The 14,922-nt window shown below is 63.0% G+C and carries 13 protein-coding genes; 9 read left to right on the top strand and 4 right to left on the bottom strand.

Translation table 11 applies throughout. From position 1 onward, the window contains the following. The first annotated feature begins 22 nt into the window (after positions 1-22). From fliJ to fliR, 9 genes are all read left to right on the top strand, one after another. The gene (gene fliJ / locus NCR35_RS00510) at positions 23-472 is read left to right on the top strand and encodes a flagellar export protein FliJ (RefSeq protein ID WP_175938533.1); all 450 of its coding nucleotides are present in this window, start codon (positions 23-25) and stop codon (positions 470-472) included. A gap of 74 nt (positions 473-546) precedes the next feature. After that, positions 547-1,986 (top strand): flagellar hook-length control protein FliK, encoded by a 1,440-nt coding sequence (locus tag NCR35_RS00515; RefSeq protein WP_250532595.1) that lies wholly within the window; start codon positions 547-549, stop codon positions 1,984-1,986. A 1,271-nt stretch (positions 1,987-3,257) separates the two neighbouring features. Further along, positions 3,258-3,749 (top strand): flagellar basal body-associated protein FliL, encoded by a 492-nt coding sequence (gene fliL / locus NCR35_RS00520; RefSeq protein WP_250532596.1) that lies wholly within the window; start codon positions 3,258-3,260, stop codon positions 3,747-3,749. Between the two features lie 33 nt (positions 3,750-3,782). Next, positions 3,783-4,784 (top strand): flagellar motor switch protein FliM, encoded by a 1,002-nt coding sequence (gene fliM / locus NCR35_RS00525; RefSeq protein WP_244847479.1) that lies wholly within the window; start codon positions 3,783-3,785, stop codon positions 4,782-4,784. Then, a complete protein-coding gene (gene fliN, locus NCR35_RS00530; protein WP_175938540.1) occupies positions 4,777-5,211 on the top strand; it encodes a flagellar motor switch protein FliN in 435 nt (144 codons plus the stop codon). The genes fliM and fliN overlap by 8 nt, the downstream gene beginning before the upstream one ends. After that, positions 5,208-5,723: a flagellar biosynthetic protein FliO gene (gene fliO / locus NCR35_RS00535; RefSeq protein ID WP_244847480.1), complete on the top strand. Its 516-nt coding sequence runs from the start codon at positions 5,208-5,210 to the stop codon at positions 5,721-5,723. The genes fliN and fliO overlap by 4 nt, the downstream gene beginning before the upstream one ends. A 260-nt stretch (positions 5,724-5,983) precedes the next feature. Beyond that, positions 5,984-6,754 (top strand): flagellar type III secretion system pore protein FliP, encoded by a 771-nt coding sequence (gene fliP, locus NCR35_RS00540; protein ID WP_250532597.1) that lies wholly within the window; start codon positions 5,984-5,986, stop codon positions 6,752-6,754. 10 nt (positions 6,755-6,764) lie between these two features. Continuing rightward, positions 6,765-7,034, top strand: a complete 270-nt coding sequence (fliQ, locus tag NCR35_RS00545) for a flagellar biosynthesis protein FliQ (protein ID WP_175938546.1) — start codon at positions 6,765-6,767, stop codon at positions 7,032-7,034. 8 nt (positions 7,035-7,042) lie between these two features. Continuing rightward, positions 7,043-7,837, top strand: a complete 795-nt coding sequence (gene fliR / locus NCR35_RS00550; protein WP_250532598.1) for a flagellar biosynthetic protein FliR — start codon at positions 7,043-7,045, stop codon at positions 7,835-7,837. Positions 7,838-8,628: 791 nt separating this feature from the next. Here fliR and flgL read toward each other — a convergent pair. From flgL to flgJ, 4 genes are all read right to left on the bottom strand, one after another. After that, complete coding sequence (flgL, locus tag NCR35_RS00555) at positions 8,629-9,867, bottom strand: flagellar hook-associated protein FlgL (protein WP_250532599.1); 1,239 nt, start codon at positions 9,865-9,867, stop codon at positions 8,629-8,631. Between the two features lie 11 nt (positions 9,868-9,878). Beyond that, positions 9,879-11,816, bottom strand: a complete 1,938-nt coding sequence (gene flgK / locus NCR35_RS00560) for a flagellar hook-associated protein FlgK (protein ID WP_250532602.1) — start codon at positions 11,814-11,816, stop codon at positions 9,879-9,881. A 1,061-nt stretch (positions 11,817-12,877) separates the two neighbouring features. Then, positions 12,878-13,630 carry a flagellar brake protein gene (locus tag NCR35_RS00565; RefSeq protein WP_244847485.1) on the bottom strand — a complete coding sequence of 251 codons (753 nt, stop codon included), beginning with the start codon at positions 13,628-13,630 and terminating at the stop codon, positions 12,878-12,880. A 229-nt stretch (positions 13,631-13,859) separates the two neighbouring features. Continuing rightward, a complete protein-coding gene (gene flgJ, locus NCR35_RS00570; RefSeq protein WP_250532603.1) occupies positions 13,860-14,918 on the bottom strand; it encodes a flagellar assembly peptidoglycan hydrolase FlgJ in 1,059 nt (352 codons plus the stop codon). Between the last annotated feature and the right edge of the window lie 4 nt (positions 14,919-14,922).

The raw sequence follows: 14,922 nt of genomic DNA on the forward strand, positions 1-14,922 counted from the left end.
AGACCACAGGAACCGCCACGTCATGTCCAAGAATCTGCCGATCAATACGCTCATCGAACTCGCGCAAGAAGAGCTCGACGCCGCCACCAAGAAGCTCGGAAAGTTGCAGCAGGAACGCAACGAAGCCGAGAAACAGCTCGAATCGCTCGTTGCTTACCGCGACGAGTATCACGCGCGCTTCACGGCATCCGCCCAGCAGGGCACGACGGCGCAGACGCTGCGCAACTTCCAGGCGTTCGTCGATACGCTCGATTCGGCCATCGCGCAGCAACGCATGCTGCTCGTGACGGCGGATCAGCGCATCGAGGCGGCGAAGCCGGAGTGGCGGCTCAAGAAGCAGAAGGTCGGCAGCTACGAAGTGCTGGCTGCACGGGGCGAAGCGGTTCTCGCGCGCAAAGCGGCGCGTGTCGAACAGCGCGAAGCGGACGAGCACGCGGCGAAGGTGCTGCGCATGCGAGCCGAGCGCGCCTGACGGATTTTTAGCGGCGCGGCTGTCATGGCAGCGAGCGCCGCGTGTAGTTCATTACAGGATTCCAGAGGTCGAATATGCCCTCCGTTTCAACCATCGGCGCGCTTGCGGGCGCGAGCTCGTCGAGCGCATCGACGGCCAAGCGCGCGGCGAGCGCGGGCGTTTCGTTCGGGCAGACGCTGCAAGGCATCACCGACCGCGCGAACGCGGACGCTCTCGCGGCGAAGGCGCTCACGTCCGGCGACAAGTCGAGCGTGCACGACGCACCGAAGCCCGACGACAGCGCGAACGCCGGCAAGAGCGATGACGCGCAGACGTCGACATCGGCGGATGCGAACGCCAAGACCGACGCGACGCACGACGCGCCGAAGCATGCGGACAAGAGCGACGGCGCGGACGCGTCGAAGCCGGCCGCGAGCGCAAACGCCGGCGCGAAGCCTGCGAATGCAGCCGATACCGCCGCGAAAGCGGCCGCTGAAGCGAAGGCGCGCGCCGACGCCGCCGACCCCGCGAATGCCGATGCCGACGACGCGACCCTCGCCGCCCTCACCGATGCGGCGACTGGCGCGGTCACGGCGGCATCGACGGACGGCGACGCATCCGCGGCCGGCGACGCGAAGAAAAGCACCGACGCGAAATCGGCAGAGGACGCGCTGCAAGCCGCGCTCGCGGCGATGAACGGTGCGCCGGCCAATGCGGCTGCCGTAGCTGCGGCTGCGCATGCCGGCGCCAATGCCGCGAGCGGCGCGAATGGGGCGAATGGCGCCAAGGCGACGGACGGGACGACGGGCGAAACGCAGGGCGCCTTGCTCGGCGCGGGCGCGAAGGGCGCGCGCGGTATCGTGTTGACGAACGGCGCATCGGGCGATGCGAAGAATGCCGCCGCGAGCGCGACGCAGACGAACGCCGCCGCGCTTGCCACGGCGCAGGATGCGCTGACGCCGGCCGGTGATGGCGCGAGCGCCGCGTACAAGCAGTCTGCCGATGCGGCGGCGCATGCGGTGGCGTTGCAGGCGGCATCGGCGAACTCGGGCGTATCGAGCCCGCAAGGCGCGATGACATCGGCGACGAGCGCGGCGATTGCGCCGCACGTGAGCGCATCCGGCTGGGACGATGCGTTCAGCCAGAAGGTCGTGTTCGTGTCGAAGTCGGATCAGCAGAGCGCCGAACTGACGCTGAATCCGAAGGATCTCGGGCCGCTGCAGGTGACGCTTCAGGTCGCCGACAATCATGCGCACGCGCTGTTCGTGTCGCAGCATGCGCAGGTGCGTGAGGCGGTGGAAGCCGCCATGCCGAAGCTTCGCGAGGCGATGGAGGCCAATGGCATTAGTCTCGGCAGTACCAGTGTGTCGGATGGGTCGGCGTTTGCGCGCCAGTCGCAGGGGGATGGTCAGGGCGGGGGTTCTTCTTCGTCTCGCGGAGGGCGGGGTGGTGGCGGTGGCGGTCTCGAGGCCGCTGGCGGGGGCGTTGCTGCGGTCGTGCGGCGGACTGTGGGGCTTGTGGATACTTTTGCTTAAGGGCTTTTGTTTCTCGCTGGGCGTTGGTTGGTTCGGCTTCGGTCGATGGCGTTGCACCGCTCTTTTTTTCGTTCGTGAAACTTGCTTTCGTGTCGGTCTATTAGCGTTGCCCCTCCCCGGGGCGGGGGTCACTTTCTTTGCTGCTGCAAAGAAAGTAACCAAAGAAAGCAGCTTTTTTCTGGCCCGCAGCAGTAAGAGCGTGATCACTTCGCAGAACGGCATTGGCCCTCAGCTTGAAGCAACCCTGAATCACCTTCCGCGCCCGCTGAACACCACGTCCTCCGAGCCCCTTGGCTCGATAAAACCAGTGGGCACTTCCTGCCACTCGCACTAATCCACCAACCTTCGGCTTAGGCACGGCCCGGCAAGCCGGGCCGAGTCCAGCGAGGACGCGGCGCCATGGCGGCGGCGCCTGTGCCCGCGCCCGTCGCTAATGACGATGCTTTTCTTGCACATCGGTTGGACGCCGTTGATTGGCTCGGCTCCCCTGACTTGGTTTGTGACTTGGCTTGACTCGACTTGGCGTGATTTGGTTTGAATTGGCTCGGCTACGCTCTGCTTGGCTTGGCTTGGCTTGGCTTGGCTTGGCTTGGCTTGGCTTGCTCGGGCTTGCGTTGGCTTGGCTCTGCTTGGCTTGGCTTGCTCGGGCTTGCCTTGGCTTGACTCGCGATGTGTCTACTTCCGGGCAGAGCCGTTGTGTCCTGTTGGTTTTATCGAGCCAAGGGGCTCGGAGGACGTGGTGTTCAGTGGGCGTGGAGGGTGATTCAGGGTTGCTTCAAGCTGAGTGCCAATGCTTTTCTGCGGAGTGACCACGCTCTCGCTGCTGCGGGCCAGAGAAAAGCTGCTTTCTTTGGTTACTTTCTTTGCAGCAGCAAAGAAAGTGACCCCCGCCCCGGGGAGGGGCAACGCTAATAGACCGACGCGAAAACAAGTTTCACGACCGAAAGAAAGACCGCACCGAGCGTTACTGCGTAGGTCCGCACCCCCGCCCCGGGGAGGGGCAACGCTAATAGACCGACACGGATACAAGTTTCACCAACGAAAATAGACCGACGCGAATACAAGTTTCACGAACAAAGAAAGAAAGTAAGAACGAGCGCCCCAACCGTTACGGCGCAAAGACCGCGAACGGCACTCTCGCGGAACGGGCGACCGCAAAAGCCCGCCCCCGCCCGAGAACCCCAAAAAGGCACCAAAAACCCCCTCTGTTCGACCCATCACGACAAGCCGCGATAGCGAACAATTCAACCTATCGAAAGAGGCACGCATTCATGGCTACCACTACTGCAAACCAGCAACCCATCGTTCCCGCGAAGAGCGGCAAGCTCAAGCGCATTCTGATCATCGCCATCGGGGCGATCGTCCTGCTCGGGGCAGGCGCCGGCGGCGCCTACTTCATGCTCGGCAAGTCCGCGCACGGCCCCGCGAAGCCCGCGCCGCTGCCGCCGCCCGTGTTCTTCCCGCTCGAGTCGCTGACAGTCAACCTGCAAGCCGACGACGGCATCATGCATTACCTGCGCGTCGGTCTCACGCTCAAGCTCAAGGACGAGAAAGGCCAAGCCGCGCTCACCGAACGCATGCCGGAAATCCGCAGCCGCATCCTGCTGCTGCTCTCCGCCAAGCATCCGGACGACCTCGCCGGCATCGACGGCAAACGCAAGCTCGCAGACGAACTGCGCGCAACCGTAGAAGCCGCCGCCAGCACGCCCGAACAGCCGGCCCACATCCAGGAAGTGCTCTTTACTGAATTCGTCGTTCAGTAAGCGCCCGGCACCCAACCAAGGAACGAGAGAGTCATGGGCCACGAAGAGTTCATGTCGCAAGAGGAGGTCGATGCCCTCCTCAAGGGCGTCACCGGCGAGATCGACCAGGTCTCCGACGAAAACAAGCCAGCCGGCGTCCGTCCCTACAACATTGCGACGCAGGAACGCATCGTCCGCGGCCGGATGCCCGGCCTCGAAATCATCAACGACCGCTTCGCGCGCCTCATGCGCGTGGGCATCTTCAACTTCATGCGGCGTTCGGCGGAAATCTCCGTCGGCCCGGTGAAGGTGCAGAAGTACAGCGAATTCACGCGCAATCTGCCGATCCCGACCAACCTGAACCTGGTCCATGTGAAGCCTCTGCGCGGCACGTCGCTGTTCGTGTTCGATCCGAACCTCGTGTTCTTCGTCGTGGATAACCTCTTCGGCGGCGACGGGCGGTTTCATACGCGCGTCGAAGGGCGCGAGTTCACGCAGACCGAGCAGCGCATCATTCACAAGCTGCTGAACCTCGTGTTCGAGCACTACGCGGCGTCATGGCGCAGCGTGCGCCCGCTCCAGTTCGAATACATGCGCTCGGAGATGCACACGCAGTTCGCCAACGTCGCGACGCCGAACGAAATCGTCATCGTGACGCAGTTCACCATCGAGTTCGGTTCGATTGGCGGCACGCTGCACATCTGCTTCCCGTACTCGATGATCGAGCCGATCCGCGATGTGCTCTCCTCGCCGATTCAGGGCGAGGCGCTCGAAGTGGACCGCCGCTGGGTGCGCGTGCTGTCGCAGCAGGTGCAGTCGGCGGAAGTCGAGCTGACGGTGGAGCTCGCCGAGATCCGCTCGTCGTTCGCGAAGCTGCTCAACATGCGCGCGGGCGATGTCTTGCCGATCGACATTCCCGAGCACGTGGTCGCCAAGGTGGACGGCGTGCCGGTGATGGAATGCGGTTACGGAATTTTCAATGGTCAATATGCGCTGCGTGTCCAGAACATGATCAGCAGCGCCAGCGATTCGACGAAGGAAGGTAGTTATGAGTGATCTGATGCAGGAAGGCACCCAGCCCGGCGCGACCGACATGAAAGACGAAGAACTCTCGATGGACGATTGGGCGAGCGCCCTTGCCGAGCAGAACGGCAACGAAGCGCCGGTCGCATCGGCGGGCGTGTTTCAGCCGCTTTCGAAGGCCGCGGCGCCCTCGACGCGCAACGACATCGACATGATTCTCGATATCCCCGTGCAGATGACGGTGGAACTCGGGCGCACGAAGATCGCGATCCGCAACCTGCTGCAACTGGCGCAGGGCTCGGTCGTGGAACTGGACGGCCTCGCAGGCGAGCCGATGGACGTGCTCGTGAACGGCTGTCTGATCGCGCAGGGTGAAGTGGTGGTCGTGAACGACAAGTTCGGCATTCGCCTGACGGACATCATCACGCCGTCCGAACGTATCCGGAAGCTGAATCGATGAAACGCCTCGCCACCGTTGTCGTGTTGGCCGCGCCGATCTTCGCCCATGCAGCCGACATGAACGCCGTGAATCACGCCGCGCAGATCGCCTCGGGCGTCGGCGCGGGCAGCGCGGTGCCGTCGCTCGGCTTCGGCGCGGTGCTGCAAACGCTGCTGGGGCTCGCCGTCGTCATCGGCTTCGTGTTCGGCTGCGCATGGCTCGCCCGCAAGTTCGGGTATCAGGGCGGCAAGCGCAGCGGGCTCGTCAAGGTGGTGGGCGGCGCATCGCTCGGCAACAAGGAGCGCGTGGCAGTGGTCGAGGTCGGCGATACGTGGCTCGTGCTCGGCGCAGGCCCCGGCAACGTGCGGCTGCTTCACACGATGCCCGCCGGTTCCGCCGAAGCCGAAGTGCCGGCCGGCGTTGCGGGATCGCCCGCGCAAACGTTGCCGGGCTCGTTCGGCCAGCGCTTTCGCGATGCACTCGCCGGCGAAGCGAACAAGCGGCTTCAGAAGTTCGTCAGTACGGGCAAGTAAAGCCTGTTCGTTCAGCCGATTCATCGGGCGTGCTCCGCGAGGGCCACGCCCGATTTGCTTTAGGCGACGCGCTCTCGCAATAGAACGAGTTAGCGCCGAATTGCCCTTCTGTTCGCGCCATCGTTTGCGGCCGGGATAGTCAACAATTCATGCCATCGAAAGAGGCAGGACATCATGGCTATCACATTCGTCATTTTTCAGAGTCAGCGGCTTGGCGACGCAATCAAGCGTCTGTTGCAGTTCGTCGGCGGGAGCAAGTAATGCAGGTCGGTCGTCACATTGTCCGGGGCGTGAAGCTCGCGCTTCCGGTCGTCATCGCGCTGTCGCCGCTCGCGGCACTCGCGCAAAGCACGGCGGGTTTGCCCGCGTTCAACACGAGCCCCGGCCCCAACGGCGGCACGACGTATTCGCTCAGCGTGCAGACGATGCTGCTGCTGACGATGCTCTCGTTCCTGCCCGCGATGGTCCTGATGATGACGAGCTTCACGCGCATCATCATCGTGCTGTCGCTGTTGCGCCAGGCGCTCGGCACGTCCAACACACCGCCGAACCAGGTGCTCGTCGGCCTCGCGCTCTTTCTTTCGTTCTTCGTGATGTCGCCGGTGCTCGACCGCGCCTACAACGACGCATACAAGCCCTTCTCCGAAGGCCAGATCGCGATGGATCAGGCCATGACGCGCGGCGTCGCGCCCTTTAAGCAGTTCATGCTGAAGCAGACGCGCGAATCGGACCTTGCGCTCTTCGCCCGCATTTCCAAGGCTCCGCCGATGAACGGCCCGGAAGACGTGCCGCTTTCGCTGCTCGTGCCGTCGTTCATCACGAGCGAGCTGAAGACCGGTTTTCAAATCGGCTTCACGATCTTCATTCCGTTTCTCATCATCGACATGGTGGTGGCGAGCGTGCTGATGTCGATGGGCATGATGATGGTGTCGCCCACGACCATCGCGCTGCCTTTCAAGCTGATGCTGTTCGTGCTCGTCGATGGCTGGCAGTTGCTCATCGGCTCGCTGGCTCAAAGTTTCGTATCGTAAGGAGACGCGCATGACACCCGAATCCGTCATGACGATGGCGCATCAGGCGATGGTCGTCGCGCTGTTGCTCGCCGCGCCGTTGCTGCTGGTCGCGCTCGTCGTGGGTCTCGTCGTGAGCCTGTTTCAGGCGGCCACGCAGATCAACGAATCGACGCTCTCGTTCATTCCGAAGCTGATCGCGGTCGCCGTGACGCTGGTGATCGCCGGTCCGTGGATGCTATCGACGCTGCTCGACTACATGCGCCACGTCTTCACGATCACGCCCGCGATCACCGGCTAAAGCGTTCGATGTTCTCCGTCACCTACGCGCAACTGAACGGCTGGCTCACCGCGTTTCTGTGGCCGTTCGTGCGCATTCTCGCGCTCCTCGCCACCGCGCCGGTGCTGAGCCACATGGCCATACCGGTGCGCGTGAAGATTGCGCTCGGCGCGTTCATCACGCTGATCGTCGCGCCGACTTTGCCCGCGATGCCGCAAACGACGGTGTTCTCGGCGGCCGGCATATGGATCATCGTCAATCAGTTTCTGATCGGCGCGGCCATCGGAATGACGATGCAGATTGCATTCGCCGCCGTCGATGCCGCGGGCGAGTTCATCGGCCAGCAAATGGGCCTCGGCTTCGCCATGCTTTACGATCCGCGCGAGGGCGGCAATGCGGTGGTCATCTCGCGCTATCTGAACACGCTTGCGATGCTCGCGTTTCTCGTCTTCGACGGCCATCTGCAATTGATCAGCGCGCTCGTGACGACGTTCCAGAACGTGCCGATCCAGGCGAACGTGGTGGCGGCGGCATCGCATGCGCAGGGCTGGCGGGTGCTTGTCGGCTACGGCACCAGTATCTTCGGCACGGGACTGCTGCTTTCGCTGCCTATCGTGGCGGCGCTGCTCATCTCGAATCTGGCGCTGGGCATTCTGAACCGGGCCGCGCCGCAGATCGGGATTTTTCAGGTTGGGTTTCCGGTCACGATGCTCGTGGGCTTGTTGCTCTTGCAACTCATGTTGCCTAATCTGATGCCGTTCTTCTTGCGCATCTTCGATGCGGGTATCGCGCAAGTGGGGCGGGTGGCTGGGGCGCTTTATTGAGCTTGGGCGTCGGCGGCGGGATGCCGCCCCCGGCATTCAGTTTCCTGCCACATCATCGGTTGTTCGACACGCGTATTGGATTGCGGAAGACCGACTGTCAGCGATGAAGTTGCGCCATCGTCGTCGTGCGATGTCGGGGACAGCAACGGAGGACCGCTCTCTCGCGCAACGCCCGCAAGCCCCGCGCGCTGATCCTGCCCCTTCGAAACGTCTGCCATTTCCTTAGCACGCCATCGGTCGATCGACACGCGTATCTGATTGCGGCGGTCGACACGGCATATCGGCTTCAGCAAGGAAGTTGCGCCACTGTCGTCGTGCGATGCCAGAGAAAACAACGGGGCACCGTTCTTTCGCGCAATGCCCGGCGAACTGCTATCGCTTTCAGCGAAATCGCGCGCTTATGCGTCCAATTCAACGTCTGCGACTTCCAACGCACGCCATCGATCGGCACCGTATCTGATTGCGGCGGTCGACACGGCATACCGACTGCCGGCAACGAAGCTGCGCCATCGTCGCCGTGCCATGCCGGAGGCCGCAACAGCGCACCGCTCTCCCAAGGAATGCCCTACAAACCCGGCGCGTTCATTCGTCCGGTACAGCGTCTTCCATTTTCCTCCCACTTCATCGACGGTTCTACACGCATATTCACTCGCGGCGGTCGAGACGGCATACCGACCGTCAGCAACGACGCTACGCCTTCGTCGTTGCGCGGCGCCGAAAACAACAACGGGGCAAAGCTCTCCCGAGCCATGCCCCGCAACCTCCTGCCGCTTCTATCGATACCGCCGCGCTTACCCGCCCAGATAATCGAACAACGACATCTTCTGAATCTGCGTGAACGCCATCTGCGCCGCCTGAAGCGAGTTCTGCGTCAACTCGTACGAGCTGATCGACGAAACCAGGTCGATCTGCGTCAGGTTCGCCAGATCCGATGCGTTCTGGGTCTGCGTCGTCTGCATCGCCGTCTGCGTCGATTGAATCTGCTGCTCGCGTCCGCCCACCACAGTCTGCGCCGCCAGCACGTTGTTGAACGTGTTGGTGATCTTCGTGCCCGCGGTCGTCAGCGCATTGGTCAGCGCGGCGTGCGCGCTGTCCGATCCGGTCGGCTGCTTCAGCGCGCTCACGAGGTTGTCGAGTGTCGCGAAGATGTCGTTGTTGCCAGCGGTCGCGGGCTGCACCGTGAAGCTGTCGCCATTGCCGGGCGCTCCTGCAACGGACACCTTCTGGCCGCCGAGCGTGATGTCCGCGCTGCCCGTGTACGCGGTCGGTGTCGTCGGCAACGACGAATCCGCCGGCACCGCCGTGACCGTGTAGCTCGTCGTGCCAGCGGTGGCATCCACGGCGAACTGGATCGTGTAGGTGCTGCCGTTATTCGGATTGCTCGGGTCGGAAACGCTCACGCCGCTGATCGTGCCGGTGCCCGTATTCGTGGCAGCCGCGCTCGAAACAGGCGCGCTTTCCGTCGGCGACACGCTGCCGAAAATCGACTGGCCCGGATCGCCCACCGCAATCGACCGTCCCGCGCTGATCTGCACCGTGCGCTGACCGGCATCGCCCGAATAAGTCGCGCCGACACCCGACGGGTTGTTCGTGTACGGCTGGGTGCCGCCCTTGAGGCCCGAGAAGATGTAATTGCCGTCGCTGTCCGTGGTGTTCGCGATGTTCATGAGCTGATCGCGATAGCCCTGAATCGCATTGGCGATGGCCGAGCGGTTTGCGTCCGTCAGCGAGCCGTCGCCGGCCTGCACGAGCTTCGTCTTGATGCTTTGCATCACGTCGCTCACGTCGCTCAGCGTGGAGTCTTCCTGTTGCAGCGAGGAGAGCGCCTTCGTCTGATTCGTGCCGTATTGCGTGAGCGCGTTGCCCTGCATCGTGAGCTGCACGGCCTGCGCCGCGCCGAGCGGGTCGTCGGACGCGGTCATGATGCGCTTGCCCGACGAGATCTGCTGATACATGGACGCCAGCGTGCTCTGCTGGTCGCTCATGGAAGCGACGTTCAGATTGAAGTACTGGGAACTGGAAATACGCATCGCGAGTTGCCTCAGTTGAAGATGCCGAGCAGCGTCTGGAACAGCGACGACGCGGTTTGAATCACCTTGCTGTTCGCCTGATAGAGCTGCTGATACTGGATAAGGTTGGCCGCTTCCTCGTTCAGGTTCACGCCTTGCACGGACTGCTGTGCCGCTGTCGCCTGATTGAGCAGCGCCGTCTGCGACGAACTCGTCGCCTTGAGCTGATTGGCCTGGTTGCCGATGTCGTTCACGTAGCTCGCGTACGAACCCGTGAGCGTATCGGTGCCGCCATTGAGCGACTTCGCCGAGACGAGGTTCGCCATCGCGAGCGCGTTGCTGCCGTCGCTCGTGCCGCCCTTGTTCGCGGCGATGTTGAACACGTCCTTGTCGGCGGGAACGCCGCTCAATGTCGCGCTCACGCCGTTGGACGTGATCGTGAGTCCCTTCGAAGCGTCGTACGGAATCGTCGAATTCGCGGTGTACGCGGTGCCGTTCACGGTCACATCGACGTTCGACGTGAAACCGCCTGCGGCCTTGTCGTACGTGAGCGAGATGTTCGACGGCATGCTGTAGCCCGCCGCCACCGTCGCTGACGTGATCGAGCCGGTGCCCGTGTTCGAGGTCGATGCCGAGCTCACCGCCGGCGATGCCGCCGCGATCGCGGTGGGGCTCTTCGTCGTCAGCGCGAAGTTGTCCAGCGCGCCGCGCGTGGGCTGAATGCTGAAGGAGTCGCCCTTCTGCATCGAGCCGGACACGGTGATGTTGAGGCCGTCGAACGTGCCGCTGCTGGCGGGCGGCGTAATGCTGCCGAGCGATTTGCCCGACGCCGGGTCCGTCACTTCGTAGTCCGTACCGTTGTACGTCAGGGTGTAGTCGCCCGTGGAAGGCTGCGACGCGTCGGCGAACGAGACGGCCACGTTGCCGTTGCCCTTGTTGCGCGCGTCGGAATAGACGTTGGGCGTGCCGGTCGAAAAGAGCGCGCCGCCGGCCTTGCCGCTGAGGTCCAGGCCGAGCGCGTTCTGGCCATTCAGTTGCGAGGCGAAGCTCGTCGCGATGGCGCCGAGTTGCGCCTGCGCGGGATCGAGCGTCTGAGTGCGGAAGTCGATCAGGCCGCCTACGACGCCGCCCGTCAGCGCGGAATTGTCGATGTACTGCGTGTTCGCGGCGGTCTGCGGCGTGCCGTCGGTCCGCTTGAACGCGACGGTCAGCTCGCTCGGATCGGAGGGCGACGTCACGGTCTGCAGCCCGTACTGCGTATTGCCGACGACGAGCGGCTGCCCGTTGCCGATGAACACGTTGAAGTTGCCGTCCTGCTGCACGACTTGCACGCCGATCATCGAGCTGAGGTTCGCCACGGCCTGATCGCGTTGATCGAGCAACTGGTTCGGCTGCTGGCCCGAGGCGCTTGCGCCGTTGATCTGCTTGTTGAGATCGGCGATTTGCTGCGCGTAGTTATTGATCGACGAGACGGCGCTCGACAGCTGCGTGTTGACGCTCTGGCGCAGCTGGTCGTATTGCTCGCCGGCGGAGGTCATCTGATCGGCGAGCGTTTGCGCGCTGCTGACGAGCGACTGACGCGAGGCGGTGCTGCTCGGCGAGTTGGCCACCGACTGCAAGCCGGAGAAGTAGTTGCTGATGCCCGCAGCGATGCCCGACGTCGGATCGCCGACGAGGTTGTTGAGCTGCGAGAGCATCGTGTAATACGTGTTCGCCGCGCTGCTCGCCGACTGCGTGTTGTTGACTTGCGTCGTCAGGTACTGGCTGTACTGTCGCGTGACGGTGACCGTCTGCACGCCATTGCCGAGATAGCCCGAGCCGGTGCTTTGACCGGACGCTTCCTGATACGCGACCTTCTCCAGCGTATAGCCGGGCGTGGCGGCGTTGCTGATGTTCTGGCCGGTCGTCGTGAGGCCCCACTGGGCCGCATTCAGGCCCGACAAGCCGATGTTGATGATGTTGTTGGACATGCACGAATCCTTTTCTGGCGCTGCCGCTTGATTGCACGTTATATCGGCTGTTCGCCGGGGAAATTTAATGGTTTCCTTTCTGACGCTTTTGGAGGGTCGCCTGCGGCGGGCGTTGTTTGGGTTCTTGCATTTTGCTTCTATGTTTGCGGGGGGTATGCGGCGATGTACGGGGCGTTCTTGGGCTAATTCGCGGGTTTGGTCTTGCGGTTTTTTTTGCTGCTGCGGCGGTTTCTTTGTTCCGTTCGTTCATGGAACTTGTATTCGTGTCGGTCTATTAGCGTTGCCCCTCCCCGGGGCGGGGGTCACTTTCTTTGCTGCTGCAAAGAAAGTAACCAAAGAAAGCAGCTTTTCTCTGGCCCGCAGCAGCGAGAGCGTGGTCACTCCGCAGAAGAGCATTGGCACTCAGCTTGAATCAACCCTGAATCACCCTCCGCGCCCACTGAACGCCACGTCCTCCGAGCCCCTTGGCTCGATAAAACCAACTAGACACAACGGCTCCACGTAGAAATAATCTCGTGCCAAGCCAAGCCAAGCCAAGCCAAGCCAAGCCAAGCCAAGCCAAGCCAAGCCAAGCCAAGCCAAGCCAAGCCAAGCCAATGGACTCGCAACTGGAGTAGAGAAGTCGCAATGAGCGCCGACGCGCGGGCAGGTGTCGGGCGTCGGCGTGCCGAGCCCAGGGCGGCCCGGCAGGTCTAAGACACGTTTAGTTGAATTTGTCGTTCAGTGGTGCGAAGTGTTCCACTGGTTTTGTCGAGCCAAGGGGCTCGGAGGACGTGGCGGACAGCGGGCGTGGAGGGTGATTCAGGGCTGATTCAAGCTGAGTGCCAATGCCGTTCTGCGGAGTGCACCCTCATTCAAAACCGCGGGCGAAAAAGCTGCTTTCTTTGGTTACTTTCTTTGCAGCAGCAAAGAAAGTGACCCCCGCCCCGGGGAGGGGCAACGCTAATAGACCGACGCGAATACAAGTTCCACGAAGAGAAGACCGCGCGCCCCGAGAGACAGCAAAAAGCTAGAAGAGCAAAAAAGCGGTCCAAGTGCGGTTCCAAGCAAACCGCAACCCCCTACCGTGCTAAAGCCCGCCGCTTCATCTCGAGCTGAGTAATGAGCCGCTGCAGCGTATTCTCCGCCGACCCGGGCATCGAAGTGAACTTGAAGCCGAGCGTAAACCGCCGGTCGCCCTTGAGCGTAGTCGACTCGCGATGCGACACCAGCCTCATGTCGAGCGTCACCTTGCCCGTCGCGGTAAAGTGCAGTTCGGCATCCTGAATTTCCACGCCCAGTTCCATGTCGGCCACGCGCTCGTCGGTCGTGCGCAACGCCACGCCGCCCAGCGACAAATCATGCACCTCGAAACGGAACCGCTCGCCATCCGGCAGCGATCCGCTGCAAATGTACGGATCGAGCACCGGCGCTTCCACGCGGAAATATTCGCGGCGTTGCATGTAATACAGCACCGGCGGAAACTCCGCCTCGAAAGCGGGACGGCCGTCGAACGTCGTCTGGCGCGGCGTGGCCGTCGTGAACTCGACGCGCACGCCTTCCGGCGCTGCGTGAAAGATCAGCTTCGGCGCTTGCAGCACGTCGCGGTTCTGCTCCGCAACGCCGCCCCAGTCGAAGGTGAAGCGGTGCGACGTCACATCGACATCCAGGAGTCGTGTGACGATTTGCGCGTCGCCGTACTGTGCGGTCAGGAAATCCCCGCGATTGGCGAGATTGCGCAGCGCCACGCCGATTTCCAGCGGATTCCGGCGTCCGAAATCCACGTTGTGGTCGCTGTCTTCCTCGGCAATATCTTGCTTCTGATAACTGTTCATGGTGCTAGCCGTGTCCATTTTGCCCGCGCATCGCCTGCAGCCCACGCCACGCGGCTCGCCGAACCGTCATTGATCCGGCACTGTCGTCTTCGGGTTAGCGGCATGCCTGTTCGAAAGTTTAGGGGCGCTCGCGACTTTCTTATGTGGTGCGCCGTCCCATCCGACGTAAAACGTTTGCTGGACACGTGTGGTCCCCTCGCCATCGGCGATGCACCACGTCGGCGCGTCGTCAGACGATCTGCCGCATGATCGAAATCAGCTTCTTCGCGTAATGCGGATCGGTCGCGTAGCCCGCCTTCTGCATGCCGTGCGCGAAGCCCGCCACGTCGCGCGATGCCTCGATCACCGGCGCATAGCGCGGATTGTTCTTGATGACTTTCGCGTAGTCGTTGAGCGCATCTTCGTACGAATCGTAGGCGCGAAAACGCTCGACGACCTTCTTCGGCTGGCCGTTGACGTACTCGGTCGTGAGGGAATCGACGGTCTTGCCGGTCCAGCCGGGCGTCGCCTTCACGCCGAAGATGTTGTGGCTCGTCGCGCCGTTCGCGTGCTTGATCTCGCGCTTGCCCCAGCCCGATTCCAGCGCCGCCTGACCGATGATGAAGCGCGCCGGAATGCCCGTCGCCGCGCTCGCCGCCTGCGCCGGCGCAGCGAGCCGCTCGACGAACGCATTCACCTTGTCGGAGCCCACGCCGCGCGCCGGCGGTTCGAGCGCGCTTGCGGCCGTATAGCCCTTGCCTTCCGATAGCGACGCGCCGTTCTTGTTGGCCTGCGCCGCCGCGTAGGCTTTCGCCATCGCGTTCATCGCGGCGATGTTGCCCGCGTTCGATTCGATATCGCCGCCGCCGCCCGAGAGCCCGCTCATCGCGTTCATCGCGTTCATCGCGTTGGCGCCGCCGCCCATGCCGCCCGCGTCGGTCTTGCCGCCCGCGTTGCGCATCAGCTGCTTGAGCATCATGTCCGCCACGCCGATGCCCTTCGAGGACATCTGCTGCGACAACTGCTGATCGAGCATCGCGGTGAAGGACTTCGAATCGTTGGAGTCGAACGGGCTGTCGGACGGCGTCGCGTCGCGCATGCTCTTCAGCATCATCTGCGTGAAGACGGCGTCGAACTGCTTGGCGGCCGCCTTCAGGCCCTGCTGCGGATCGGCCTGCGCCTGGGCGCGCAGCGCGTCGAAGCCCTGGGTGTCGAGCGCGAAGCGGTTCGAGAGATTCGCGAGGCCGCCGCCCGCATCGGTCGATGCCAGCGCGGAGTTGGCGATGCCGCTCGTCAGGTTCGAGTTCATGTGC

The organism is Caballeronia sp. AZ10_KS36 (assembly GCF_023631105.1).
Lineage (GTDB): Bacteria > Pseudomonadota > Gammaproteobacteria > Burkholderiales > Burkholderiaceae > Caballeronia.